Annotated in this window: 26 protein-coding genes and 1 riboswitch; of the genes, 12 read left to right on the top strand and 14 right to left on the bottom strand. The window is 72.0% G+C overall.

Annotated features, from left to right (window positions below; translation table 11 throughout):
- Window positions 1-76 precede the first annotated feature (76 nt).
- Together SCK26_RS20720 and thrC are read right to left on the bottom strand one after the other, a co-directional pair.
- Complete coding sequence (locus SCK26_RS20720) at window positions 77-352, bottom strand: MoaD/ThiS family protein (protein WP_318202794.1); 276 nt, start codon at window positions 350-352, stop codon at window positions 77-79.
- A complete protein-coding gene (gene thrC / locus SCK26_RS20715; protein WP_318202793.1) occupies window positions 349-1,632 on the bottom strand; it encodes a threonine synthase in 1,284 nt (427 codons plus the stop codon). Before thrC ends, SCK26_RS20720 begins: the two co-directional genes overlap by 4 nt.
- An 18-nt stretch (window positions 1,633-1,650) precedes the next feature.
- Window positions 1,651-1,796, bottom strand: a riboswitch (SAM riboswitch).
- Between the two features lie 157 nt (window positions 1,797-1,953).
- On the opposite strand from thrC, the gene SCK26_RS20710 reads away from it, so the two are divergent.
- Together SCK26_RS20710 and SCK26_RS20705 are read left to right on the top strand one after the other, a co-directional pair.
- Window positions 1,954-2,898 (top strand): glucosyl-3-phosphoglycerate synthase, encoded by a 945-nt coding sequence (locus SCK26_RS20710; protein WP_318202792.1) that lies wholly within the window; start codon window positions 1,954-1,956, stop codon window positions 2,896-2,898.
- Between the two features lie 74 nt (window positions 2,899-2,972).
- Window positions 2,973-4,409, top strand: coding sequence for a trehalose-6-phosphate synthase (locus SCK26_RS20705; RefSeq protein WP_318202791.1), 1,437 nt, complete (start codon window positions 2,973-2,975; stop codon window positions 4,407-4,409).
- Here the strand turns inward: SCK26_RS20705 and otsB are convergent.
- Genes otsB through SCK26_RS20690 form a run of 3 tightly spaced genes read right to left on the bottom strand, consistent with a single transcriptional unit; the run spans window position 4,397 to window position 6,797 of the window.
- Window positions 4,397-5,230, bottom strand: coding sequence for a trehalose-phosphatase (gene otsB / locus SCK26_RS20700; protein ID WP_318202790.1), 834 nt, complete (start codon window positions 5,228-5,230; stop codon window positions 4,397-4,399). The genes SCK26_RS20705 and otsB overlap by 13 nt on opposite strands.
- 53 nt (window positions 5,231-5,283) lie before the next feature.
- Complete coding sequence (locus SCK26_RS20695) at window positions 5,284-5,508, bottom strand: DUF3263 domain-containing protein (protein WP_318202789.1); 225 nt, start codon at window positions 5,506-5,508, stop codon at window positions 5,284-5,286.
- A 35-nt stretch (window positions 5,509-5,543) separates the two neighbouring features.
- Window positions 5,544-6,797: an extracellular solute-binding protein gene (locus SCK26_RS20690; protein ID WP_318202788.1), complete on the bottom strand. Its 1,254-nt coding sequence runs from the start codon at window positions 6,795-6,797 to the stop codon at window positions 5,544-5,546.
- A gap of 141 nt (window positions 6,798-6,938) precedes the next feature.
- On the opposite strand from SCK26_RS20690, the gene SCK26_RS20685 reads away from it, so the two are divergent.
- From SCK26_RS20685 to SCK26_RS20675, 3 genes are all read left to right on the top strand, one after another.
- Window positions 6,939-7,883: an ROK family protein gene (locus SCK26_RS20685; RefSeq protein ID WP_318206057.1), complete on the top strand. Its 945-nt coding sequence runs from the start codon at window positions 6,939-6,941 to the stop codon at window positions 7,881-7,883.
- Between the two features lie 86 nt (window positions 7,884-7,969).
- Window positions 7,970-9,097, top strand: a complete 1,128-nt coding sequence (nagA, locus tag SCK26_RS20680; protein ID WP_318202787.1) for an N-acetylglucosamine-6-phosphate deacetylase — start codon at window positions 7,970-7,972, stop codon at window positions 9,095-9,097.
- A gap of 122 nt (window positions 9,098-9,219) precedes the next feature.
- Complete coding sequence (locus SCK26_RS20675) at window positions 9,220-10,152, top strand: 1-phosphofructokinase family hexose kinase (RefSeq protein WP_318202786.1); 933 nt, start codon at window positions 9,220-9,222, stop codon at window positions 10,150-10,152.
- 22 nt (window positions 10,153-10,174) lie between these two features.
- Here the strand turns inward: SCK26_RS20675 and SCK26_RS20670 are convergent, their stop codons facing one another.
- Both SCK26_RS20670 and cdgB read right to left on the bottom strand, forming a co-directional pair.
- Window positions 10,175-11,122 carry a carbohydrate-binding protein gene (locus tag SCK26_RS20670; RefSeq protein ID WP_318202785.1) on the bottom strand — a complete coding sequence of 316 codons (948 nt, stop codon included), beginning with the start codon at window positions 11,120-11,122 and terminating at the stop codon, window positions 10,175-10,177.
- Window positions 11,123-11,239: 117 nt separating this feature from the next.
- Complete coding sequence (gene cdgB / locus SCK26_RS20665; RefSeq protein WP_318202784.1) at window positions 11,240-12,895, bottom strand: diguanylate cyclase CdgB; 1,656 nt, start codon at window positions 12,893-12,895, stop codon at window positions 11,240-11,242.
- 423 nt (window positions 12,896-13,318) lie between these two features.
- On the opposite strand from cdgB, the gene SCK26_RS20660 reads away from it, so the two are divergent.
- Together SCK26_RS20660 and SCK26_RS20655 are read left to right on the top strand one after the other, a co-directional pair.
- A complete protein-coding gene (locus SCK26_RS20660) occupies window positions 13,319-13,837 on the top strand; it encodes a flavin reductase family protein (RefSeq protein ID WP_318202783.1) in 519 nt (172 codons plus the stop codon).
- Between the two features lie 50 nt (window positions 13,838-13,887).
- Window positions 13,888-14,346: a GNAT family N-acetyltransferase gene (locus SCK26_RS20655; RefSeq protein WP_318202782.1), complete on the top strand. Its 459-nt coding sequence runs from the start codon at window positions 13,888-13,890 to the stop codon at window positions 14,344-14,346.
- A gap of 9 nt (window positions 14,347-14,355) precedes the next feature.
- On the opposite strand, the gene SCK26_RS20650 is transcribed toward SCK26_RS20655, so the two are convergent.
- Both SCK26_RS20650 and arfB read right to left on the bottom strand, forming a co-directional pair.
- Complete coding sequence (locus SCK26_RS20650; protein ID WP_318202781.1) at window positions 14,356-15,192, bottom strand: sigma-70 family RNA polymerase sigma factor; 837 nt, start codon at window positions 15,190-15,192, stop codon at window positions 14,356-14,358.
- Window positions 15,193-15,280: 88 nt separating this feature from the next.
- Window positions 15,281-15,718, bottom strand: a complete 438-nt coding sequence (gene arfB, locus SCK26_RS20645) for an alternative ribosome rescue aminoacyl-tRNA hydrolase ArfB (protein ID WP_318202780.1) — start codon at window positions 15,716-15,718, stop codon at window positions 15,281-15,283.
- Window positions 15,719-15,899: 181 nt separating this feature from the next.
- On the opposite strand from arfB, the gene SCK26_RS20640 reads away from it, so the two are divergent.
- Window positions 15,900-16,475 carry a TerD family protein gene (locus SCK26_RS20640; protein WP_318202779.1) on the top strand — a complete coding sequence of 192 codons (576 nt, stop codon included), beginning with the start codon at window positions 15,900-15,902 and terminating at the stop codon, window positions 16,473-16,475.
- Window positions 16,476-16,559: 84 nt separating this feature from the next.
- Here the strand turns inward: SCK26_RS20640 and SCK26_RS20635 are convergent, their stop codons facing one another.
- The 3 genes from SCK26_RS20635 to SCK26_RS20625 are packed head-to-tail and all read right to left on the bottom strand — an operon-like array spanning window position 16,560 to window position 17,450.
- Window positions 16,560-16,949, bottom strand: a complete 390-nt coding sequence (locus SCK26_RS20635) for a hypothetical protein (RefSeq protein ID WP_318202778.1) — start codon at window positions 16,947-16,949, stop codon at window positions 16,560-16,562.
- Entirely contained in the window at window positions 16,946-17,086 is a 141-nt protein-coding gene (locus SCK26_RS20630; RefSeq protein WP_318202777.1) for a hypothetical protein, read from the bottom strand. The genes SCK26_RS20635 and SCK26_RS20630 overlap by 4 nt, the downstream gene beginning before the upstream one ends.
- 28 nt (window positions 17,087-17,114) lie before the next feature.
- Window positions 17,115-17,450, bottom strand: a complete 336-nt coding sequence (locus tag SCK26_RS20625) for a hypothetical protein (protein WP_318202776.1) — start codon at window positions 17,448-17,450, stop codon at window positions 17,115-17,117.
- A gap of 107 nt (window positions 17,451-17,557) precedes the next feature.
- On the opposite strand from SCK26_RS20625, the gene SCK26_RS20620 reads away from it, so the two are divergent.
- Genes SCK26_RS20620 through SCK26_RS20610 form a run of 3 tightly spaced genes read left to right on the top strand, consistent with a single transcriptional unit; the run spans window position 17,558 to window position 18,835 of the window.
- Window positions 17,558-18,379, top strand: coding sequence for a helix-turn-helix transcriptional regulator (locus tag SCK26_RS20620; RefSeq protein WP_318202775.1), 822 nt, complete (start codon window positions 17,558-17,560; stop codon window positions 18,377-18,379).
- Window positions 18,380-18,390: 11 nt separating this feature from the next.
- Window positions 18,391-18,591 carry a DUF397 domain-containing protein gene (locus tag SCK26_RS20615; protein WP_318202774.1) on the top strand — a complete coding sequence of 67 codons (201 nt, stop codon included), beginning with the start codon at window positions 18,391-18,393 and terminating at the stop codon, window positions 18,589-18,591.
- Between the two features lie 43 nt (window positions 18,592-18,634).
- Window positions 18,635-18,835: a DUF397 domain-containing protein gene (locus SCK26_RS20610; protein ID WP_318202773.1), complete on the top strand. Its 201-nt coding sequence runs from the start codon at window positions 18,635-18,637 to the stop codon at window positions 18,833-18,835.
- A 43-nt stretch (window positions 18,836-18,878) separates the two neighbouring features.
- On the opposite strand, the gene SCK26_RS20605 is transcribed toward SCK26_RS20610, so the two are convergent.
- The gene (locus tag SCK26_RS20605; RefSeq protein WP_318202772.1) at window positions 18,879-19,379 is read right to left on the bottom strand and encodes a hypothetical protein; all 501 of its coding nucleotides are present in this window, start codon (window positions 19,377-19,379) and stop codon (window positions 18,879-18,881) included.
- A gap of 91 nt (window positions 19,380-19,470) precedes the next feature.
- Between SCK26_RS20605 and SCK26_RS20600 the strand changes: the two genes are divergently transcribed.
- Window positions 19,471-20,862: a M1 family metallopeptidase gene (locus tag SCK26_RS20600; protein ID WP_318202771.1), complete on the top strand. Its 1,392-nt coding sequence runs from the start codon at window positions 19,471-19,473 to the stop codon at window positions 20,860-20,862.
- 23 nt (window positions 20,863-20,885) lie between these two features.
- Here SCK26_RS20600 and SCK26_RS20595 read toward each other — a convergent pair whose 3' ends face one another.
- Window positions 20,886-21,578, bottom strand: a complete 693-nt coding sequence (locus tag SCK26_RS20595) for a pentapeptide repeat-containing protein (protein WP_318202770.1) — start codon at window positions 21,576-21,578, stop codon at window positions 20,886-20,888.
- Window positions 21,579-21,643: the final 65 nt, after the last annotated feature.

Below are 21,643 nucleotides of genomic sequence, written 5' to 3'. Positions count from 1 at the left end.
AATTGCCCCCTCCGTTTCTCTTACGGAGGGGGCAATCGAGTGGACGGTCGGTGACCGGCCGCGCCGTCGGAAAGGATCAGCCGCCGGCGACCGCGGGAATGATCGACACGCCGGCGCCATCGGGGGTCGCCGTCTCCAGGCCCTGCTCGAAGCGCACGTCGTCGTCGTTGACGTACACGTTGACGAACCGGCGCAGCTTGCCCTGGTCGTCCAGGACGCGGGCGGCGATCCCGGTGTGGTTCTTCTCCAGGTCCGCGATGACCTCGCCGAGCGTGGCGCCCTCGGCCGGGACCTCGGCCCGGCCGCCGGTGTAGGTGCGCAGGATGGTGGGGATGCGAACGGTCACGCTCATGCGAGGCCAGCCTCTCGGAAGGAGTCCAGGGTCGGGCGGATGGTGGCGGTCAGGCCGGTCCCGGCCACCGCGTCCAGGGTCTTCAGGCCGTCACCGGTGTTGAGGACGACCGTGGTCTTCGCCGGGTCCAGCAGCCCCGCCTCGAGCAGCTTGCGGGTCACGCCGACGGTCACCCCGCCCGCCGTCTCCGCGAAGATGCCCTCGGTGCGGGCCAGCAGCCGGATGGCGTCGACGATCTCCTCGTCCGTGACGTCCTCCACGGCACCGCCGGTGCGGCGGGCCACGTCCAGCACGTACGGGCCGTCGGCCGGGTTGCCGATCGCCAGGGACTTGGCGATGGTGTCCGGCTTCTGCGGCCGGACGACGTCGTGGCCGGCCTTGAAGGCGGTGGAGACCGGGGAGCAGCCCTCGGCCTGGGCACCGAAGATCTTGTACGGCCGGTCCTCGACCAGACCCAGCCTGATCAGCTCCTGGAGTCCCTTGTCGATCTTCGTGAGCTGGGAGCCGGAGGCGATCGGGACGACGATCTGGTCGGGCAGCCGCCAGCCGAGCTGCTCGCAGATCTCGTACGCCAGGGTCTTGGAGCCCTCGGCGTAGTACGGCCGCAGGTTGACGTTGACGAAGCCCCAGCCCTCGCCGGCCGAGTCGCCGATCAGCTCGGAGCAGAAGCGGTTCACGTCGTCGTAGTTGCCCTCGATGCCGACGAGTTCGCCGCCGTAGACCGCGGCCATGACGATCTTGCCCTGTTCCAGGTCGTGCGGGATGAACACGCAGGAGCGCAGGCCGGCCCGGGCGGCGGCGGCGCCGACGGCGCCGGCGAGGTTGCCGGTGGAGGAGCAGGACAGCGTGGTGAAGCCGAAGGCGCGGGCGGCCTCCAGGGCCTGGGCGACGACCCGGTCCTTGAAGGAGTGGGTCGGGTTGCCGGAGTCGTCCTTGACGTACAGGCCGCCGGTCACGCCCAGTTCGCCGGCGAGGTTGTCGGCCTTGACCAGCTTGGTCCAGCCGGGGTTGAGATTGGGCTTCTCCGCGACGTCGGCCGGGACCGGCAGGAGCGGGGCGTAGCGCCAGATGCTGGCGGGGCCGGCCTCGATGCGCCGGCGCAGTTCCTCGGTGTCGTAGGCGGAGAAGTCGTAAGCGATCTCCAGCGGGCCGAAGCACTCCTCGCAGGCGAAGACCGGTCCGAGCGGCACCCGGTGGCCGCACTCGCGACAGCTGAGGGCCGAGGCGGGACCGAGGTCCACGGTGGAGTCGCTGGGGGTGGCAACTGTCTGCACAGCCATGTGAGGCGAGGCCCTTTCTCCTCATCTTCCTCACGACGCATCTCGCCGTGAGACGGATTTGGCACCTTCCCTAGCCGGGAGCCTCGCTCGGAAGAAGACGAGAATCGGCTGGAGGGTTGCCGGGGCTTCATCGGGCCGTGTCCCTCTGCCCCTCTGGATGAGCTGTATGTGGTTGTCAACGCCGCTTGACCCCCCGACATGCGATGGTCATCGGCGTTGTTCAAGACTGTAACCGAAGGCCAGGACAGTTGAGATAGTCGTCCGAACCGCGAGATGCATCACACGGTGACGTGTGGTCGTGACAGTGAGGAGCCGCCGACCGTGCTGGAAGAAGTCGAGCGCTGGCTGAGCCGCCGCTCCTGGTCCGTGGCCGACCGCCCGCCGCACCGGGTGCTGGCCGCCAAGCAGCGCACGGGCCAGACGATCAGCGTCGTGCTGCCCGCCCTCAACGAGGAGGAGACGGTCGGCGACATCGTCGCCGTCATCCGCCACGACCTCGTGGAGCAGATTCCGCTCGTCGACGAGATCGTGGTCGTCGACTCCGGCTCCACCGACCGCACCTCCGAGGTCGCCGCGCGGGCCGGCGCCCGGGTCGTGCACCGTGACGAGATCCTGCCCCGGCTCCCGGCCGTCCCCGGCAAGGGCGAGGTGCTGTGGCGCTCGCTGCTGGTGACCGGCGGGGACATCGTCTGCTTCGTCGACGCCGACCTCAAGGAGTTCTCCTCCGACTTCGTCCTCGGGATCGTCGGGCCGCTGCTCACCGACCCGGAGGTGGACCTGGTCAAGGCGATGTACGACCGGCCGCTCGCCGGGTCGGCCGGTCAGGGCGGCCGGGTCACCGAGCTGATGGCCCGGCCGCTGTTGAACATGCACTGGCCGCAGCTGGCCGGTTTCGTGCAGCCGCTCGGCGGCGAGTACGCGGCCCGCCGCTCGCTGCTGGAGCAGCTGCCGTTCCCGGTGGGTTACGGCGTGGAGCTGGGCATGCTGGTGGACGCGCTGCACCTGGCCGGCCTGGACGCGCTGGCCCAGGTCGACGTCGGCGTGCGCAAGCACCGCCACCAGGACGGCCAGGCCCTCGGCCGGATGGCCGCCGCGATCTACCGCACGGCCCAGCTCCGGCTGGCCCGGGGCCATCTGGTGCGGCCCGCGCTGACCCAGTTCGAGCGGGGCGAGGACGGCTTCGAGCCGCGGACCTACTCGGTGGACACCGAGGAGCGCCCGCCCATGGTGGAGATCGCGGAGTACGCCGACCGGAAGGTGGCGTGAACGGTCCGTATACGACCGACTTCGCAGGTGGATCGCACGTTTGAGGGTTTACGGGCCGGGCTAGGTTGAGGCGTATGGCTTCCACGCGCACTGCCGAACAAGCTCGGGTACTGGTCGCCTCGAACCGCGGCCCGGTCTCCTATCAGCTCCGCGAGGACGGCTCGCTCGACGCCCGGCGGGGCGGCGGCGGGCTGGTCTCGGGGCTGTCCGCCATCGGCTCGGACGCGGGCTCGGTGTGGGTGTGCGCCGCGCTGGGCGACGGCGACCGGGCGGCCGTGCGGCGCGCGGACGGCGGGCTGCTGCCGGCCGCGGACACCGGCGGTCAGCGGGTCCGGATGCTCGACATCGACGCGTCCGTGCACGCCGAGGCGTACAACGGCATCGCCAACTCGGTCCTCTGGTTCGTCCACCACCTGCTGTACCAGACCCCGCTGGAGCCGGTGTTCGACGCGGAGTTCCGCCGGCAGTGGGCGTCGTACCAGGCGTACAACCGGGCGTTCGCCGAGGCGCTGGCCGAGGAGGCGGCCGAGGGCGCGGCGGTGCTGATCCAGGACTACCACCTGGCGCTGGCCCCCCGGATGCTCCGCCGGCTCCGGCCCGACCTGCGCATCGGCCACTTCTCGCACACCCCGTGGGCCCCGCCGGACTACTTCCGGCTGCTGCCCGACGACATCGCGGCCGAGCTGCTCGGCGGCATCCTGGGCGCGGACCGGGCCGGGTTCCTGACCCGGCGCTGGGCGGACGCCTTCACGGCCTGCTGCCGTCAGGTGCTGGGGCCCGGCATCCCCTCCGGCACGCTGATCGGGGTGCACGGGCTGGGCGCGGACGCGGACTTCCTGCGTGAGCGGGCGCACCGTGAGGACGTGGCCGAACGGATGGCGGCGCTGCGCGAGGAGGTCGGCCCGGGCCGCAGGACGATCGTCCGGGTGGACCGCACCGAGCTGTCCAAGAACATCGTGCGCGGGCTGCTGGCGTACGAGGAACTGCTGACCGATCACCCGGAGTGGCGGGAGAAGGTCGTCCACGTGGCGTTCGCCTACCCCTCCCGCCAGGACCTCGCCGTGTACCGCGACTACACCGCCGAGGTGCGGCGGGTGGCGGACCGGATCAACGAGCGGTACGGCACGGCGGGCTGGACGCCGGTGGTGCTGCACGTGAAGGACGACTTCGCGCGCTCCCTGGCCGCCTACCGGATGGCCGACGTGGCGCTGGTGAATCCCATCCGGGACGGCATGAACCTGGTCGCCAAGGAGGTCCCGGTCGTCTCGGACGAGGGCTGCGCGCTGGTGCTGTCCCGGGAGGCCGGGGCGCACGAGGAGCTGGGCGAGGACGCGTTCACGGTGAACCCGTACGACATCACGGGCACGGCGCGGGCGCTGCACGAGGCGCTGTCCCTGCCGGCGGAGGAGCGGGCGGCCCGGTCCAAGCGGCTGTCCGCCGCCGCGACCGCGCTGCCGCCCGCCCGCTGGTTCCTGGACCAGCTTCAGGCCCTGACCGCTCAGCCGAGCTGAGCGGCGAGGCTCCGCAGCAGTGCGACGACTCCTTCGGGGCCGTCCACGACCAGGTCGGCGCGTTCCGCCAGTTCGGTGACCTCCGTGCTGCCGCTGCAGATCAGCAGGCCGGGGACGCCGTCGGCGCGGAGCTTGTCGACCGCGGTGAAGGCGGGCAGGTCGCCGAGGTCGTCGCCGGCGTAGACGACGCAGCCGGCGCCGACGGCACGGGCGTGGTCCAGGAGGGCCACGCCCTTGTCCATGCCGGGCGGGCGCAGCTCCAGCACCATGCGGCCGGGTTCGACGATCAGTCCGTGGCGGCCGGCGAGGTCGGCGAGAGGGGCGCGCAGGGAGTCGAAGGCGGCCTGCGGGTCGGCGGCGCGGCGGGTGTGCACCGCGAGCGCCCGGCCCTTCTCCTCGATCCGGACGCCGTCGCCGGCGCCGGCCCGCTCCAGCAGGCCGGGCAGTTCGGCGCGGGCGGCGGCCACGCCGGGATGCGGCGGCGGCGCGGTGACGGTGCCGGTGGCCGCGTCCCAGCGTTCGGCGCCGTAGTGGCCGAGGACGGTGAGGTGTTCCAGGCCGGGGACGCCGGCGAAGCCGCCGTAGCGGACGGCGACCTCGGGCGGCCGGCCGGTGATCACGGCCACGGAGGCGATCCCGGGCGCGAGGGCGGCCAGCGCGGGCACGGCGTCGGGGTGGGCGCGGGCCTGCTCGGGGTCGGCGACGATGGGGGCCAGGGTGCCGTCGAAGTCCAGGCCGATCAGCGCGGTGCGCGGCCGCGCGAGCAGCGCGGCGAGTCCGTCACGGCCGGTCCGGGTCTGCGGAAGGGGCAGAGGGTCCATACCGGGACAGTATCCGGCGCGGGCCGGGCTCACGCCTCGGCCGGAGCAGGAGGTCAGCGCTCCGCGCGGCGCGCCTGCCGGACGCGGCGCAGGCGGTTGACCGTGACCGGGTCGTGGGCGAGGGCGCGCTCGTCGTCCAAGAGGGCGTTGAGGAGCTGGTAGTAGCGGACCGGGGACAGGTCCAGTTCCTCGCGGATGGCGCGCTCCTTCGCGCCGGGCCCGGCAAAGGCCCGGCGCTCCAGCGCCAGGATGGCTCGTTCGCGGCTGCCCAGTTCCATGCCGGCCACGGTAGCGGCCGGCCGGGGCGGCGCGCTCAGTTCGCGGTGCTGCTGTCGGCCGCCGTGGCCGTCGACTGGAGCCGGGTCAGCACGCCGGAGGGGCTGCCGTTCGGCGCGACGGCCTGGCCGATGTTCTGCTTCACGGCCGCGCTGACCGCCGCCCAGGAGGTCTTGCCGACCGGGTACAGCTCGGTGCTGGGCAGCTCTTCCAGGAAGGGCCGCAGGACCTTGTCGCCGGGCCGGTCCGAGGCGCTCATGGCGTTGGACGCGGAGCTGGTGACGGGCAGCAGGCCGTAGGTGCGGGAGAAGTCCAGGACGTTCTTGTCGGAGTAGACGAAGTCGAGGAAGTCGCCGATCTGGTCGCGGTGCCCGTTCTGCTTGAAGGCCATCATCCAGTCGGCGACGCCCATGGAGGCCCTGGCCTTGCCGGTGCGGCCCGGCATCGGCACGGTGCCGAACTTCACACCCTTCTTGGCGGCCTGCTGGATCAGCGTCGGGTGGCCGTTGAGCATGCCGACCTTGCCGTCGGCGAAGGCGGCGAAGGCGTCGGCGCGGTTGAGCCTGCCGGGGGCGACGGGGCCGGTGAGCCCCTTGTCGACCAGCTCGTCCTTGAGCCAGGTGAAGGTGGAGACGTTGGTGGCGGAGTCGATCGTGTAGGTGCCGATGTCGTCGGTGTAGCCGCTGCCGCCGTTGCCGCCGGCGAGCAGCCACTGCATGGTCTCGGCCTGGGCCTCCTCCGGGCCGAGCGGCAGTGCGAAGGGGTACTTCACGCCCTTGCTCTCCAGCGCCGCGGCGTCGGCGGCCAGCTCGGCCCAGGTGCCGGGCGGGGTGATGCCGGCCTTGGCGAACAGGGTCTTGTTGTAGAAGAGCACGCGGGTGGAGGCGGCGAACGGGATGCCGTACTGCGTGTACTTCCACTGGCCGGCGTCGGAGAGCTGGGAGAGGAAGTTGGCCTGGGTGCGGATGGAGAGCAGCTCCGAGGCCGGGTAGAGCTTGCCGGCGGCTGCGTAGTCGGCGTAGGCGCCGATCTGGGCGAGGTCGGGGGCGTGCCCGGCGTCGACCATCTCCTTGACCTTGCGGTCGACGTCGTTCCAGGAGTAGACGCTGACCTCGACCTGCACGTCGGGGTGCTTCGCCTCGTAGTCCTTGACCAGGCCGTCCCAGTACTTCTTGGAGCTGTGCCCAGCGGAGTCGCCGTAGTCGGCGGCGACGAGTCTGAGCGTGACCTCCGAGGAGCCCGTGCTCCCGCAGCCGCCGAGAACCGCCGTCATGCCCAGTGCGGACACCACCGCGATCGTTCCTGCCGTACCCCGACGCACCCTCAAAGCCCCAACCCTGCCGTCTGACCGTTCAACATATGGACACATAAGGTCTACACCACGTGAGTGGACTAGACCTCTCGCGGGTGGGAGGGTCACACTAGGCGGGTGGTGAGACATGTCATCGCCCTGGACGTGGGCGGTACCGGGATGAAGGCGGCCCTCGTCGGCGCCGACGGCACGCTGCTGCACCGCGACCGCCGCTCCACCGGCCGCGACCGCGGCCCGGAGGCCGTCGTGGCGGGCATCCTCGACTTCGCCGCCGACCTGCGCGCGCACGGCGCCGAGCAGTACGGCGAGCCCGCCGGCGCGGCCGGCATCGCCGTCCCCGGCATCGTCGACGAAGCCGACGGCACCGCCGTCTACTCCGCCAACCTCGGCTGGCGGGACGTCCCCTTGCGCTCGCTGCTCGCCGACCGGCTCGCCATGCCCGTCGCCCTCGGCCACGACGTGCGCACCGGCGGTCTCGCCGAGGGCCGCATCGGCGCGGGCCGCGGCACGGACCGGTTCCTGTTCCTGGCGCTGGGCACCGGGATCGCCGGCGCGATCGGCATCGGCGGGCGGGTGGAGTCCGGCGCGCACGGCTTCGCGGGCGAGATCGGCCACATCGTCGTACGGCCCTGCGGCACCGACTGCCCCTGCGGACAGCGCGGCTGTCTGGAGCGGTACGCCTCCGCCGCCGCCGTCAGCGCGGCCTGGGCCGCGGCCTGCGGCAACCCGGACGCGGACGCGGCGGACTGCGCCCGGGCCGTCGCGTCCGGTGACCCGAACGCCGTCCGGGTCTGGCAGGAGGCGGTGGACGCGCTCGCCGACGGCCTGCTCACCGCCGTCACCCTGCTGGACCCGCGCACGCTGATCATCGGTGGCGGGCTCGCCGAGGCGGGGGAAGTGTTGTTCCGACCGCTGCGGGACGCCGTCCGGCGACGGATCACCTTCCAGAAGGCGCCCGCCCTCGTCCCCGCCGCCCTCGGCGACAGCGCCGGCTGCCTGGGCGCGGGGCTGCTGGCCCGCGACCTGCTGACGACCACTCCTACGACTCCGGAGGTAAGCACCTGATGGCAACCGAGCGGGAAACTCCGGCCCCGGACGGCGCCCCGAGAGGGACGCGGGGAACTGCGCGCTCCGCCACGACGACGCCACAGGTGCTCACCGGCGCGCGCGTGGTGCTGCCCACCGGGACCGTGGAGAACGGCCGGCTGGCGGTCGACGGCACCCGCATCGCCGCCACCGCGCCGGCCGGCGCCGAGGTCGTCGACGTCACCGGCCACTGGCTGGTCCCCGGCTTCGTGGACCTGCACAACCACGGCGGCGGCGGTGCCTCCTTCGCCGGCACGGCCGAGGACGTCCTGACGGCCGTGCACGCCCACCGGCTGCACGGCACCACCACGCTCGTCGCCTCCACCGTCACCGAGGAGATGGACCTGCTGGTCCGCCAGGCCGCCCTGCTCGGCGAGCTGGCCGAGCAGGGCGAGATCGCGGGCATCCACTTCGAGGGCCCGTTCATCTCGCCGTGCCGCAAGGGCGCGCACTCCGAGGCGCTGCTGCGCGACCCGGACCCGGCCGAGGTCCGCAAGCTGATCGACGCCGGGCGCGGCCACGCGAAGATGGTCACCCTCGCCACCGAACTGCCCGGCGGCATCGACTCCGTACGGCTGCTCGCCGAGCACGGCGTGATCGCGGCGATCGGGCACACGGACGCGAGCTACGAGCAGACGGCCGAGGCCATCGACGCGGGCGCCACGGTCGCCACCCACCTCTTCAACGCCATGCCCGCGCTGAACCACCGCGCGCCCGGCCCGATCGCCGCGCTGCTGGAGGACGAGCGGGTCACCGTCGAGCTGATCAACGACGGCGTCCATCTGCACCCGGCCGCGCTGGAACTGGCGTTCCGGCACGCCGGCGCGGACCGGGTCGCGTTCATCACCGACGCCATGGACGCGGCCGGCAGCGGCGACGGCCGCTATCTGCTCGGCCCGCTGGAGGTCGAGGTCAGCGACGGCGTGGCCCGGCTGGTGGAGGGCGGCTCGATCGCGGGCTCCACGCTCACCCTGGACCGGGCGTTCCGGCGGGCGGTGACCGTCGACGGGCTGCCGGTCGAGGACGTGGTGGCCGCGCTGTCGGCCAACCCGGCGCGCCTGCTGGGCCTGGACGACCGGGTCGGCTCGCTGGAGCCCGGCAAGGACGCCGACCTGGTGCTGCTGGACGCGGACTTCCGGCTGAAGGGCGTGATGCGGCGGGGCGAATGGGTGGTAGCGCCCCAACTGCCCTGATCCGTAACCCTGTCGAGGAGACGACGACCTGCCCGCGCACTGGGCCGGTGGCCGTCTCTTTGGCATGATCGAGGCCCCGGAAACCGCAGACACCGCACGGACTTCGAGGGAGGTCGGCCCGGGTGATCCTCACGGTCACGCTGAACACCGCTCTCGACATCACCTACCGCGTGCGGTCGCTGCGGCCGCACGCCTCGCACCGCGTCTCGGAGGTCACCGAACGCCCGGGCGGCAAGGGCGTGAACGTCGCCCGGGTGCTGGCCGCCCTCGGCCACGAGGTCACGGTCACCGGCTTCGCGGGCGGCGGCACCGGCGAGGCCCTGCGGTCGATGCTGGCCGAGGTGCCCGGCGGCCCGGCGGACGCGCTGGTGGCGGTCTCCGGGGCGAGCCGGCGCACCGTCGCGGTGGTGGACGAGCTGACCGGCGACACCACCCAGCTGAACGAGCCGGGCCCGCAGATCACCCCGGCCGAGTGGGCGGGCTTCCTCCGCCGGTACCAGGAGCTGCTGCCGGATGCCTCGGCCGTGGCGCTGTGCGGCAGCCTGCCGCCGGGGGTGCCGGTGGGCGCGTACGCGGGCCTGGTCCGCGCGGCCCGGTCCGCGGGCGTGCCGGTGCTGCTGGACACCAGCGGCGAGCCGCTGCGCCGCGGGGTCGCCGCCCGGCCGGACGTCATCAAGCCGAACGCCGAGGAACTGGCCGAACTCACCGGCTCCCACGAGCCGTTGCGCGCCACCCAGGACGCCCGCCGCAGGGGCGCGCACGCGGTGGTCGCCTCCCTCGGCGCGGAGGGCCTGCTCGCCGTCACCCCCGAGGGCCACTGGCGCGCCGCCCCGCCGGCCCGCGTCCCCGGCAATCCGACCGGCGCCGGCGACTCGGCGGTGGCCGGCCTGCTCTCCGGTCTGGCGGAAGGCATCCCGTGGCCGGACCGCCTGATCCGCGCGACCGCCCTGTCGGCGGCGACGGTACGGGCCCCGGCGGCCGGCGAGTTCGACCGGGCCGTGTACGCGGAACTCCTCGGCCGGGTCCGCATCACGGGAGTGGCCGGCGCGGCCTAGGTGTGCTGTCCGGACAGCACACCTAGCGGGTGACCCGGCCCTTCTTGATCCACATCTGGTCCAGCAGGACGTTGCACTTGTCGCCGGGCTGGCAGGAGACCGAGATGGTGTTGCGGCCCTTGCTCAGGCTGGGCCACACGTAGGAACTCGTCCAGCCCTTGGCGAAGTCGCCGTCGGCCGCGCTCCGCCAGTTCTTGAACCGGATCTTGCTGCCGAACTCCTTGCCGTTGACGGACACCGTCATCGACTGGTCCTCACCGGTCACGCTGTACCGCGTGAAGACGGTGTACGCGCCGTCCTCGGGGATGTTGTCGACCGTCCAGGTCACCGAGGCGCCCGCCGTGTTCAGGCCGCCCACGTAGATCCCGCCGGCGGCCTGCGCCCCCTGCACGTCCGACACCTTCGCCGCGCCGCCCGCCAGCTGGAGGGCGCTCGCGTCGGTCTTCGGCAGCTCTCCGGCCGTGGGCGAGCTGCTGCCCGACGGGCTCGGGGACTGGCTCTGGGACTGGGTCGGGGCCGGGGTGGCCTGGTCGCCGGACTTGTCGTCGTCGGTGTCGTTGAACATCGCGACGCTGATGCCGATGACGACCGCGGCGACCACGGCTATCGCGCCGATCAGCAGGCCCTTGGTGTTCGGGCCGCGGCGGCCGGGCGCGGGCGGGGCGGAACGGCGGCCGGCCGGGGGCGCGCCGCCGGGCAGCGTCTCCGGGGCCTGGTAGTGGGCGTTCGGCTGGCCGTAGGCCCCCTGCTGCGGGACGCCCTGGCCGTACGTGCCCTGCGGCGGCTGGCCGTAGGACCCCGGCTGCTGACCGTACTGGCGCTCGCCGACCGTGCGCACCCTGCTGACCGAGTTCGGGTAGCCGTAACCACCGGACGGCGGCTGGGCTCCCCGGGCCTGGCCGTCTGCGTACAGGTAGCCGAACGGGTCGTCGTCCTCGGGCGTGCTCGCGCCGTTGTCGCCGGGCGTCATCCCTTGGTACTCCTCAACAGGTGCGGGCGGATGGGGTACGGGTTGGAATGGCGAGCCTACCCGCTCTCCGTCCCCCGAACGGGTGACCTGGATCGCGTCAGCCCGCTGACCTGCGGCTCAGCCCGCGCGGCGATGCTGTTTGGGACGAGATCGTTTCTCTACGTACATCCGCTCGTCAGCGGACTTCAGCACCTCGTCCGCCGTCATGCCGCAGTGCGCCCACCCGATGCCGAAGCTCGCGCCCACCCGGACGGACCGGCCCTCGGCCCGGATCGGCTGGATGATCTCGTTGCGCAGCCGTACGGCGAGGTCTTGGGCGTCGGCCCGGCCGAGGCCGTCGGCGAGGATCACGAACTCGTCGCCGCCGAGCCGGGCCACCGTGTCCCCGTCCCGGACGCCGTTGCTCAGCCGCCGGGCCACCTCGATGAGGACCGCGTCGCCCGCGTTGTGCCCGAACCGGTCGTTGATCGACTTGAAGCCGTCGAGGTCGCAGAAGAGGACGGCGAGGCCCTTGGTGCCGTCGTCGCGGCCGTCCTCGGGGGCGATGGTGTGCACATGGTGGTCGTAGGCGTCGTACGCCTCCGTGCCCGGTGCGAAGTCGAAGCCGTGGCCGGCCGGGATGTCGTGGGCCGGGTGGCCGTAGGCCGCGTCCAGGGACTCCAGGGCACCGGCGTGGGAGGGGCGCCGGCACAGCCGGGCCGCCAGGCGCGAGCGCAGCTCGGCGGAGTTGGGCAGACCGGTCAGCGAGTCGTGGGAGGCGCGGTGCGCGAGCTGGAGTTCGCGCCGCTTGCGCTCCTCTATGTCCTCCACGTGCGTGAGCAGGAAGCGGGGGCCGTCGGCGGCGTCCGCGACCACGCTGTTGCGCAGCGACACCCAGACATAGGTGCCGTCGCGGCGGCCCAGCCGGAGTTCGGCGCGCCCGCCCTCCGCGGAGGTGCGCAGCAGGGTGCCGATGTCCTCGGGGTGGACGAGGTCGGCGAAGGAGTAGCGGCGCATCGCGGAGGCGGGACGGCCCAGCAGCCGGCACAGGGCGTCGTTGGTGCGCAGGATGCGGCCGTGCTGGTCGCCGCCCATCTCGGCGATGGCCATCCCGGAGGGGGCGTACTCGAACGCCTGACGGAAGGATTCCTCGCTGGCACGCAGGGCCTGCTGCTCGCGCTCCAGGCGCACCAGGGCGCGCTGCATGTTGGAGCGCAGGCGGGCGTTGCTGATCGCGATGGCGGCCTGGAAGGCGTACATCTGGAGGGCCTCGCGGCCCCAGGCGCCCGGGCGGCGGCCGTTGCGCGGCCGGTCGACGGATATGACGCCGAGCAGTTCGCCGGAGGAGCCGCCCTGCGCGCCGGGGGTGTACATGGGCGCGAAGAGCCGGTCGGCGGGGTGCCACTCGTCCTCGAAGCGCGGCTCGGGCCCGTCGGTGAACCACTGGGGGACGTCGTCGTCGTCCAGGACCCAGCCCTCGGTGTGCGGTATGAAGATCAGGTCGCCCCAGCGTTCGCCCATGGCGAGCCGGCGCTCCCAGGACTCGCGGGAGCCGGTCCGGCCGGTGATCAGGGCCTCGGCGGCGGAGTTGCCGGAGAAGGCGGCTACGACGAGGTCGCCGTCGGGGCGGACCAGGTTGACGGCCGCCATCTCGTAGCCGAGAGCGGTGACGGCGCCGTCGGCGACGGTCTGCAGTGTGTCCGCCAGGCTGCGTGCCGTGTTCATGTCGGCCATGACCTGGTGCAGCTGTCGCAGGGACGCAAGACGGACATACGGCTCCGACTCGGTCTCCATGCTCGCCCTCCCCCCGAGACCTCGCAGCGAATCAAGGGTTGCCTTCGGCGCTACTCCCGCGTTGTCAGCGGTGGCTCTTCGTGGTGCTGTTCGCGTTGTGCGTGCGGCTTCCCCGCCACTGAATCACAGCGCGCTGCCCACTCGGTACACAGGGTCAACAATTCCTGCCTCTTGTGACTCAAGTCACAAGGAAACATGAACAATTGAGTGGAGTTTCTGCGTTTGCCCCGTGTGATTCCCGAAGGCACACGGTGCGCCTCCTTGCACAGGAGAGGCACGGCCAACGCCCCGCTGGTCCTCGCGACCTAGGACCCGGCTCGGGCCGGGGCCCGATGCCGGCCGCGCCGGGCGAAGACTAGCGTTTCCGGCGTGCTGAAGACTCCCTCCCCCACCACCCCCCTGGCTTCCGGGCATGCTGAGGGGGTGAGCGACGACGAGTTCCGGGCCGCGATGTCCCGGCTGGCCGCGGGCGTGGTCCTGGTCACCGCGCAGGAACCGCTGCTGGACCCGGACGACCCCGAGGCGCCGGCCGCGGAGGACGCCGGCATGACCGCCACCGCGTTCCTGTCGGTCTCCCTCGACCCGCCGCTGGTACTGGTCAGCCTGCGCGAGGGTGCCCGCATGGACGACCTGCTCGCCGAACAGCCGCTGTGGGCGGTGTCGGTCCTCTCCGAGAGCCAGCGGCACATCGCCGGCCGGTTCGCCATGAAGGGCCGCATCAGCGACCGGCTGCTCTTCGAGGACATCCCCTACGTCCGCGGCGAGGTCACCGGCGCCCCGCTGGTCGGGGGCGCGCTGGCCACGCTGGAGTGCCGTACCGAGCAGCGGGTGAGCGCCGGGGACCACACACTGGTCGTCGGCCGCGTCCTCACCGCGCGCGTACCCAGCGCGGAGGGAGGCCCGCTGCTGTACTTCCGGGGCCGGTACCGGCAGCTGGGCTGAGCCGGGAAAATCCGTGGCCGCGGCGGGGCGGGAGCGCCTAGGGTGCGCCGATGGCATTCCGACTGGAAGAAGTGACCCCGCGGAACTTCGAGACCGCCGTCGCCCTTCGCGTCCGCCCCGACCAGGAACACGCCGTCGCGCCGGTGGTGCGGTCCCTCGCCGAGGCGTACGTCCACCCGGACGGCGTGGCCTGGCCCCGGCTGATCGTCGACGACGGCCGTGCGGTCGGCTTCCTGATGGCCTTCTTCGGCATCGACTGGCACGGTGACGGCAGCCTGTACCGCTCCGGGCTGTGGCGGCTGAACATCGCGGCCGGCGAACAGGGCCGGGGCTACGGCCGGTTCGCCGTGGACGCGGTGGCCGCCGAGATCCGCCGCCGCGGCGGCACCCGCCTGTACGCGAGCTGGCACCCCGGCCCGCACGGCCCCGGCGACTTCTACGCCCGCCTCGGCTTCCGCACGACCGGCGAGACCTCCGGCGACCAGGTGGTCGGCGTACTGGACCTCTGAGCGGAGGCCCTAGACCTCCTCCACCGTCAGCTCCGCCAGGCGGGCCGGGTCGGTGATGATGTCGATCCGTGTGATGCGGTCGGCGGCGAAGGCGAAGGCCAGGACCCGTTCCGGGCGGCCGCCGGCGAACACGGCCAGACCGGTCGCGCCGTCGACCAGCGCCGGGCGCGCCACCCGCGCCAGGTGGGCGAAGCTCGCCGCGCCCGCGGCGACCCCGGCCGCGCCGCTGTTCACGCCGGACTCCGTGCGGGCCACCACGTCCGGGTCGAGCACCGCGAGCAGCCCGTCGAAGTCGCCGTCCCGCGCGGCGGCCAGGAAGGCGTCCACCACCCGCCGCTGCCGGGCGAGGTCGGCCTCCGGCGCCTCGACGCCCCGCACCCGGCGCCGGGCCCGGCTGGCGAGCTGCCGCGCCGAGGCCGGCGTGCGCCCGAGGATGCCGGCGATCTCGTCGAAGGGCACGCCGAACATGTCGTGCAGCACGAACGCCAGCCGCTCGGCCGGCGAGAGGGTGTCCAGGACGACCAGCAGGGCGAGCCCCACGGAGTCGGCGAGCAGGGCGCTGTCCGCGGGGTCCCGCTCGGCGGACGGTGCCGGCTGCCAGGTGTCCAGCGGCTCCTCGCCCCGGGTGCGGCGCGAACGCAGCAGGTCCAGGCAGACCCGGCCGACCACGGTCGTCAGCCAGGCCCCGAGATTGTCCACCTCACGCGTGTCGGACCGGCTCAGCCGGACCCACGCCTCCTGGACGGCGTCCTCGGCCTCGGCGGAGCCGAGCATCCGGTAGGCGACGGCCCGCAGGTGCCCGCGGTGCGCCTCGAACCGCTCGGCGAGAAAGTCGTTGTCGGTCATCGCGGGTCCGGCCTCTTCCGTCGTCGTCCTCGGTGCCTGCCACCACCTTGACGACGGAGCGGCCACGGATGTGACGGCGGGCCCGCCGCTATCCCCAGTCGCGGCTGGAGCGGCCCCGCTTCGTCTCCGAGCGCTGCTTCTTCTCCCGCAGCCGGCGCTCGTTGATCCCGCGCGGGATGCGCGTCGGCCTGCGGGGCTTCGGCGGAGGCGCGGTGGCCTCCGCGAGGAGCGCGGCGAGGCGTACGGCGGCGGTCTCCCGGTTGCGCCACTGCGAGCGGTGCTCGGAGGCCCGTACGGTCACCACGCCGTCCACGAGGCGGCCGGCCAGCCGGTCGAGCGCCCGCTCCTTCCACACCGGAGGCAGCGCCTCGGTGCGCGCGAGGTCGAAGCGCAGCTCCACCTGCGAGTCGCTGGTGTTGACGTGCTGTCCGCCGGGCCCGGACGACCTGGAGAAACGCCACGTCAGCTCGGCCTCGGGAAGCGAGACCGAGCCGCGGATGAGATAGGGCCCGGACATGCCCTCCATGTTCCCGGTCCGGCGGGGCGCACGTCACCTGGATTTCCGGCTCGGTAAAAAAGGTAAAGCCATCCGGAACCGAGGGGACACCCCGCGTCGTTGTCCCGGGTGACGGTAGCTTCGTCGGCATAGCTTCATCGGCACAGATGTGCACACATATGCACGGGTATCCAAGGAAGGGACTCCCAACATGGCTGTAAGCCTGTCCAAGGGTGGCAACGTCTCGCTCACCAAGGAGGCTCCGGGCCTGACCGCCGTCACCGTGGGCCTCGGCTGGGACGTCCGCACCACCACCGGCACGGACTTCGACCTGGACGCCTCCGCCATCGCGGTGAACACCCAGGGCAAGGTCTACTCCGACGCCCACTTCGTGTTCTTCAACAACAAGCAGACCCCGGACAACTCCATCGTCCACACGGGTGACAACCGCACGGGCGAGGGCTCGGGCGACGACGAGGCGATCAACGTCGACCTGGCCGCGCTCCCGGCCGACATCGACAAGATCGTCTTCCCGGTGTCCATCTACGACGCCGAGAACCGCGGCCAGAACTTCGGCCAGGTCCGCAACGCCTACATCCGCATCGTCAACCAGGCCGGCGGCGCCGAGATCGCGCGCTACGACCTGTCCGAGGACGCGGCCACCGAGACGGCCATGGTCTTCGGCGAGCTGTACCGCAACGGCGCGGAGTGGAAGTTCCGCGCGGTCGGCCAGGGCTACGCCTCGGGCCTGGTGGGCATCGCCCAGGACTTCGGCGTCAACGTCTGACAGTAGGCTTCGACCTGTGACAGTAGGCCCTTGACCTGCTGAGACACCCGAAGACCCCCCAACTTTCCCTTGGGGGGTCTTCTGTCATGGGCGGACGAGACCGTCGTCGGGGAACTCGCCCGCCGATCGCGCCGGCGCTTCGAGGTCCGCCTGATCCCACTCGCACGTTCCGGGATGGCCCTTGTAGATCGTGCAGGACGTTCCCATGGGCGTGTCGCTCTTCAGGCAGACCTCGGCATCGATGACCCACTGCGTTTCCGGGTCGTCGAGCCAGCACAGGTACACATCCCTCTCGAGTTCCGAACCGCTGCGCAGCCACGTGGCATGGAACTCGTGCGCTTCTTCACCCAGCACACACCGGAGGTCGTCCAGGAACGCCCAGTCGACTTCACCGTGGTCGGCGCAGGGCAGTCGCTGAGCCCATCGGAAGGTGTGATCCCTGATTTCGCACGTGCTGGTGCAGCGGTAGGTCATCCTCTGACCACCCTTGCCTGCACGCCGGCCTCGATGGCGAGCGCCAGCTCTTCGGCCGCCTCGATGCCGATGCACCGGACGGCCAGGAAGCCGCCCGCGGGGTCGATCAGCACGTCCACGATGGCGCCGGCCCGCATGATGGCCGCCTCGAGGTGCGCCCGTGCCCTAACCGTCCTTGGCGGATGTTCCATTGATCGCCTCCTCCGGGTGCCGCTCGCGGAGGGTCAGCCCGTCCTTGAGGAGGTCGAGGAGGCCGCCGGCCTGGACCACGTTGCAGTCGCCGAGCCGGACCACCCAGCGGCGGTTCTCGGCGGGGGCCAGGCGGGTGTGGAACTGCGGAAGCCTGATGCCGGCCTCCGCCAGCACCGCGTCCAGGGCGAAGGTGATCTCGCCGACCTCGAGTGTCTGCCGGATTCCCAGCCTGGGGATGTGTTCGTCGCCGGGCTTCTCCGGGCCCTTCTCGCCGTCAACCACAACCGGTTCGTTCAGTCTTTCGGGCACGTTTGTTCCTCTCCGTAGCGCTGCGACTACCGGACAGGTTCAGCATGGGACCACGTCAGGGAACCGTTCAACGTGTTGGAAGAGAACGAAAGGTCGGTGAAGGGCCGTTGAACCGCAAGGAGTTGAACCCCGACGCGTCGCCACAAGCGGCGTACGGAGCACGTCTGCGCAGCCTGCGGGAAGCCCGCGGCTGGACCCAGGAAGACCTGGCCACCCTGACGGAATATTCCAGTGTGCATATTTCGGCCGTGGAAACTGGTCGGAAACCTCCGACCCTTCGCTTTTCGCGTAGCACGGACAGAGCATTCGGCCTCACGGGCAGCGCGGACTCGTTCGAGCGCGAGTACCGGGAAATCCGGCACGGCAACCTGCTGGAAGGCTTTCCCGAGTACGTCAAGTGCGAGGGCAGGGCGGCAGAAATCCGGCTGTACGAGATCGGGATCATCCCCGGCCTGCTCCAGACACCGGAGTACGCGCGTGTCCTGGCGGACAGTGCCGTGCGACGAGGCGTCATCACCCCCGAACAGGCCGAGGAACGAGTCTCGTTCCTGGCGGAACGGCAGACGGCCCTGGAGCATCCCCGCCTCCCCATGATGCTGGTGGTGATGGATGAGAGCTGCATCCGCAGACAGGTCGGCGGACCGAAGGTCATGAGGGCCCAGCTCGACCGGTTGATGCAGTTCGCCGACCTGCCGAACACCGTGCTCCAGATCGCTCCCTTCGACATGGGAGAGCGTCGACCGTTCAACCTGCCCCTGAACTTACTGACAATGCCGGACCTGTCCGTGATCGCGTACGCGGAATCCCAGATGCGAGGCCACCTGGAGCGCGAAACGGCAGCCGTGCTGCCCCTGTTGGCGGGCTACCATCAGTTGCAGGCCGATGCTCTGCCCCAGGCTGCATCGGTGGCCGTGATCAAAGAGGCATGAAAGGGCACCCCGTGACGACCGAGTCCCCCCGCTGGTCCAAGTCCTCCTACAGCGACAACGGCGGCAACTGCATCGAGGTCGCCACCAACCTCGCCGCCACCCACGACATGGTCCCCGTCCGCGACTCCAAGAACACCGACGGCGCCGTACTCAACTTCACCACCGGCACCTGGTCCTCGTTCATCGAGTACGCCGCCGACCAGAGCATCTGAGACCTCGCTCGCGACCGCCTCCTCCTTTCGGAAAGGGCACCCCGTGACGACCGAGTCCCCCCGCTGGTTCAAGTCCTCCTACAGCAACAACGGCGGCAACTGCATCGAGGTCGCCACCAACCTCGCCGCCACCCACGACATGGTCCCCGTCCGCGACTCCAAGAACACCGACGGCCCCGTGCTGAACTTCACCACCGGCACCTGGTCCTCGTTCATCGAGTACGCCGCCGACCAGCGCGTCTGAGAGCCTGAGCCCCCTCCGTCCGCCGTGAACCGGAGGGGGTGTTCTACGGCAGCCGGGGGAAGCGGGCCTGGAGGGTCCAGATCGCCGGGTTCTCCGCCAGGTCCTCGTGCAGGTCGGTGAGGTCGGCCAGCAGGTCGTGCAGGAAGTCCCGGGCCTCCCGGCGCAGTTCGGCGTGTGGGAAGGAGAGCGGGGACTCCTCGGCCGGCGTCCAGTCGGAGCTGATGTCGACCCAGCCGAAGCGGCGCTCGAACAGCATCCGGTCGGTGGACTCGGTGAAGTCCAGCTCCGCCCGCTGCGGCCGGGCGGCCCGGGAGCCCATCGGGTCGCGGTCCAGTTGCTCGACGATGTCGCACAGCGCCCACGCGAAGTCCAGCACCGGCACCCATCCCCAGGCTGTGGACAGTTCCCGGTCGGTCTCGGTGTCCGCGAGATAGACGTCCCCGCAGAACAGGTCGTGCCGCAGCGCGTGCGCGTCCGCGCGCCGGTAGTCGGTCTGCGGGGGATCCGGGAACCGGTTGGAGAGGGCATAGCCGATGTCGAGCACGGGGAGATGGTGTCACGCCGGCCCGCCCGGCACCTGCGGCGGACCGCCCGGAACCGCCCGCGGCGCGTGCCGCACGCCTAAGATCACTGACATGTCCAGATCGGTACGCCTTGTCCCGGCCGTCGCCGCCCTGCTCGTCCTCGCCGTCACCGGTACCGCGTGCGACAGCGGCGCCCGGGGCGCCCCGGGCGGCTCCGGCGCGGGCGACCCGTACTTCCCGAAGGCCGGCAACGGCGGCTACGACATCGGGCACTACCGCCTCGCCCTGGACTACACCCCGGCCGGCCGCAGGCTCACCGGCACCGCGGTGATCACCGCCCGCGCCACCCGCGACCTGTCCGCGTTCCACCTCGACCTGTCCGGACTGCGCGTCGACTCCGTCCGCGTGGAGGGCGAGAAGGCCCGCTGGAGCCGCTCCGGACAGGAACTCACCGTCCGCCCGCGCGCCGGCCTCGGCAAGGGCGAGACCTTCCGCACGACCGTCCGCTACTCGGGCACCCCGCGCACCCTCACCGACCCCGACGGCTCGAAAGAGGGCTGGCTGCCCACCGCCGACGGCGCCCTCGCCCTCGGCGAACCCGTCGGCTCCATGACCTGGTACCCCGGCAACCACCACCCCTCCGACAAGGCGACCTACGACATATCGGTCACCGTCCCCGAGGGCCTCCAGGCCGTCTCGGTCGGCGAGCAGACGAACGAGGACACGAGGGACGGCCGGACCACCTACCGCTGGCGGACGGCCCAGCCCATGGCGAGCTATCTCGCCACCGTGGCCATCGGCCACTTCGACGTCACCCGCACCACCGGCCCGCACGGCCTGCCGGTCATCACCGCCGTCGACCCCGGCCAGGCCGAGGCCAGCGCCGAGGTGCTCGCGAAGATCCCGGAGATCCTCGACTGGGCGGAGTACAACTTCGGGCCGTATCCCTTCTCCTCCGCCGGCGCCATCGTGGACCGCCCGCGCGACGCCGGCTACGCCCTGGAGACCCAGACCCGCCCCTTCTTCCCCGGCCCGCCCGACGTCTCCACCCTGGTGCACGAACTCGTCCACCAGTGGTACGGCGACTCGGTCGGCCCCGCGTCCTGGCGGGACATGTGGCTGAACGAGGGCTTCGCGACCTACGCGGAGTGGCTCTACGACGAGGACAACGGCGGACCCACCGCGCAGGAGACCTTCACCAGCCTGTACGAGGAGGGCCCCGACGACATCTGGGCCTTCCCGCCGGCCAGGCCGTCGGGCGCGGCGCACATCTCCGACAGCCCCGTCTACCAGCGCGGCGCGATGGTCCTGCACAAGATCCGCCGGACGGTCGGCGACGACACCTTCTACGACATCGTCCAGGGCTGGGCCGCCGCCCACCGGCACGGCACCGCCGACACCGCCGACTTCGTCCGTTACGTGGAGAGGAAGGCCCCGGGCAAGGACTTCCGCACGATCTGGAAGGACTGGCTGTACGGCGACGGCAAGCCCGCCCACGCCTGAGGCCCGGCCCCGGCCGCCGCCCCTCAGTCCAGCACCCGGATGCCCAGCTCCGCCGCCAGCACCGGGGCCAGGTCCAGCAGTTGCCCGGTGCCGATCACCGCGCCGGACAGCCGGTCCAGGCCCCGGGCGATCTCCAGCGGCGCGGCCCCGCGCAGATCGACGTCCGCCAGCGTCGCGCCGCCGAAGTCGGCCCCTCTCAGCGCGCAGTCGACGAACTCCACCCGCTCCAGCCGCGCTCCCGCGAAGTCCGGCTCGACCAGCACACAGGACTCGAAGACGACGTCCTTCAGGCGGGCCTCGCGCAGGTTCAGGAAGTCGATCTTGCCGCCCCGGACCACGACCCGCTCCAGCACCGCCCCGTGCATCTGGATGCCGCCCAGCCGGGCGTCGACCAACTCGACATCGCGGAACGTGGCCTCCGCGAGCCCGGTGCCGACCCCGCGCGGGCCGGTGAGGACCGAGTCCAGTACCCGGGCTCTGCCCAGCGCCGTCCCGTCCAGCGCACAGCCCGTCAGCGCGCAGTCCATGAACCGCGCGCCCCGCGCGTCCTGGCCGGTCAGGTCCAGCTCCCGGAACTCCAGCCCGTCGTAGTCACCGTCCGGCTCCAGTGTGCCGCCGTCCCAGGCGTCCAGTGCCGGCAGCCGCAGCTCCGGCCGCCGCGCGCCCCGCACCGCCGCCCCGGTCCCGGCCCTGCTCCCCGTCGTTCGCCTCACCATGCCCCCATGCTGCACCCCGCCACCGACAATCGGCCTGAGCTGCGCGAACGCCGCGATGTCACATC

This window comes from Streptomyces sp. SCL15-4 (assembly GCF_033366695.1).
In the GTDB taxonomy this organism is placed as follows: domain Bacteria; phylum Actinomycetota; class Actinomycetes; order Streptomycetales; family Streptomycetaceae; genus Streptomyces.
Note: the sequence above shows the minus strand (reverse complement) of the source record. Positions and strands in the feature narration are given on the sequence as shown.

Excerpts from the sequence above, each read along its gene's own strand:
- SCK26_RS20720 (WP_318202794.1), bottom strand. The coding sequence starts at position 352 with ATGAGCGTGACCGTTCGCATCCCCACCATCCTGCGCACCTACACCGGC.
- thrC (WP_318202793.1), bottom strand. The coding sequence starts at position 1,632 with ATGGCTGTGCAGACAGTTGCCACCCCCAGCGACTCCACCGTGGACCTC.
- SCK26_RS20705 (WP_318202791.1), top strand. The coding sequence starts at position 2,973 with ATGGCTTCCACGCGCACTGCCGAACAAGCTCGGGTACTGGTCGCCTCG.
- otsB (WP_318202790.1), bottom strand. The coding sequence starts at position 5,230 with ATGGACCCTCTGCCCCTTCCGCAGACCCGGACCGGCCGTGACGGACTC.
- SCK26_RS20695 (WP_318202789.1), bottom strand. The coding sequence starts at position 5,508 with ATGGAACTGGGCAGCCGCGAACGAGCCATCCTGGCGCTGGAGCGCCGG.
- SCK26_RS20670 (WP_318202785.1), bottom strand. The coding sequence starts at position 11,122 with ATGACGCCCGGCGACAACGGCGCGAGCACGCCCGAGGACGACGACCCG.
- cdgB (WP_318202784.1), bottom strand. The coding sequence starts at position 12,895 with ATGGAGACCGAGTCGGAGCCGTATGTCCGTCTTGCGTCCCTGCGACAG.
- SCK26_RS20655 (WP_318202782.1), top strand. The coding sequence starts at position 13,888 with ATGGCATTCCGACTGGAAGAAGTGACCCCGCGGAACTTCGAGACCGCC.
- SCK26_RS20650 (WP_318202781.1), bottom strand. The coding sequence starts at position 15,192 with ATGACCGACAACGACTTTCTCGCCGAGCGGTTCGAGGCGCACCGCGGG.
- arfB (WP_318202780.1), bottom strand. The coding sequence starts at position 15,718 with ATGGAGGGCATGTCCGGGCCCTATCTCATCCGCGGCTCGGTCTCGCTT.
- SCK26_RS20640 (WP_318202779.1), top strand. The coding sequence starts at position 15,900 with ATGGCTGTAAGCCTGTCCAAGGGTGGCAACGTCTCGCTCACCAAGGAG.
- SCK26_RS20635 (WP_318202778.1), bottom strand. The coding sequence starts at position 16,949 with ATGACCTACCGCTGCACCAGCACGTGCGAAATCAGGGATCACACCTTC.
- SCK26_RS20630 (WP_318202777.1), bottom strand. The coding sequence starts at position 17,086 with ATGCGGGCCGGCGCCATCGTGGACGTGCTGATCGACCCCGCGGGCGGC.
- SCK26_RS20600 (WP_318202771.1), top strand. The coding sequence starts at position 19,471 with ATGTCCAGATCGGTACGCCTTGTCCCGGCCGTCGCCGCCCTGCTCGTC.
- SCK26_RS20595 (WP_318202770.1), bottom strand. The coding sequence starts at position 21,578 with ATGGTGAGGCGAACGACGGGGAGCAGGGCCGGGACCGGGGCGGCGGTG.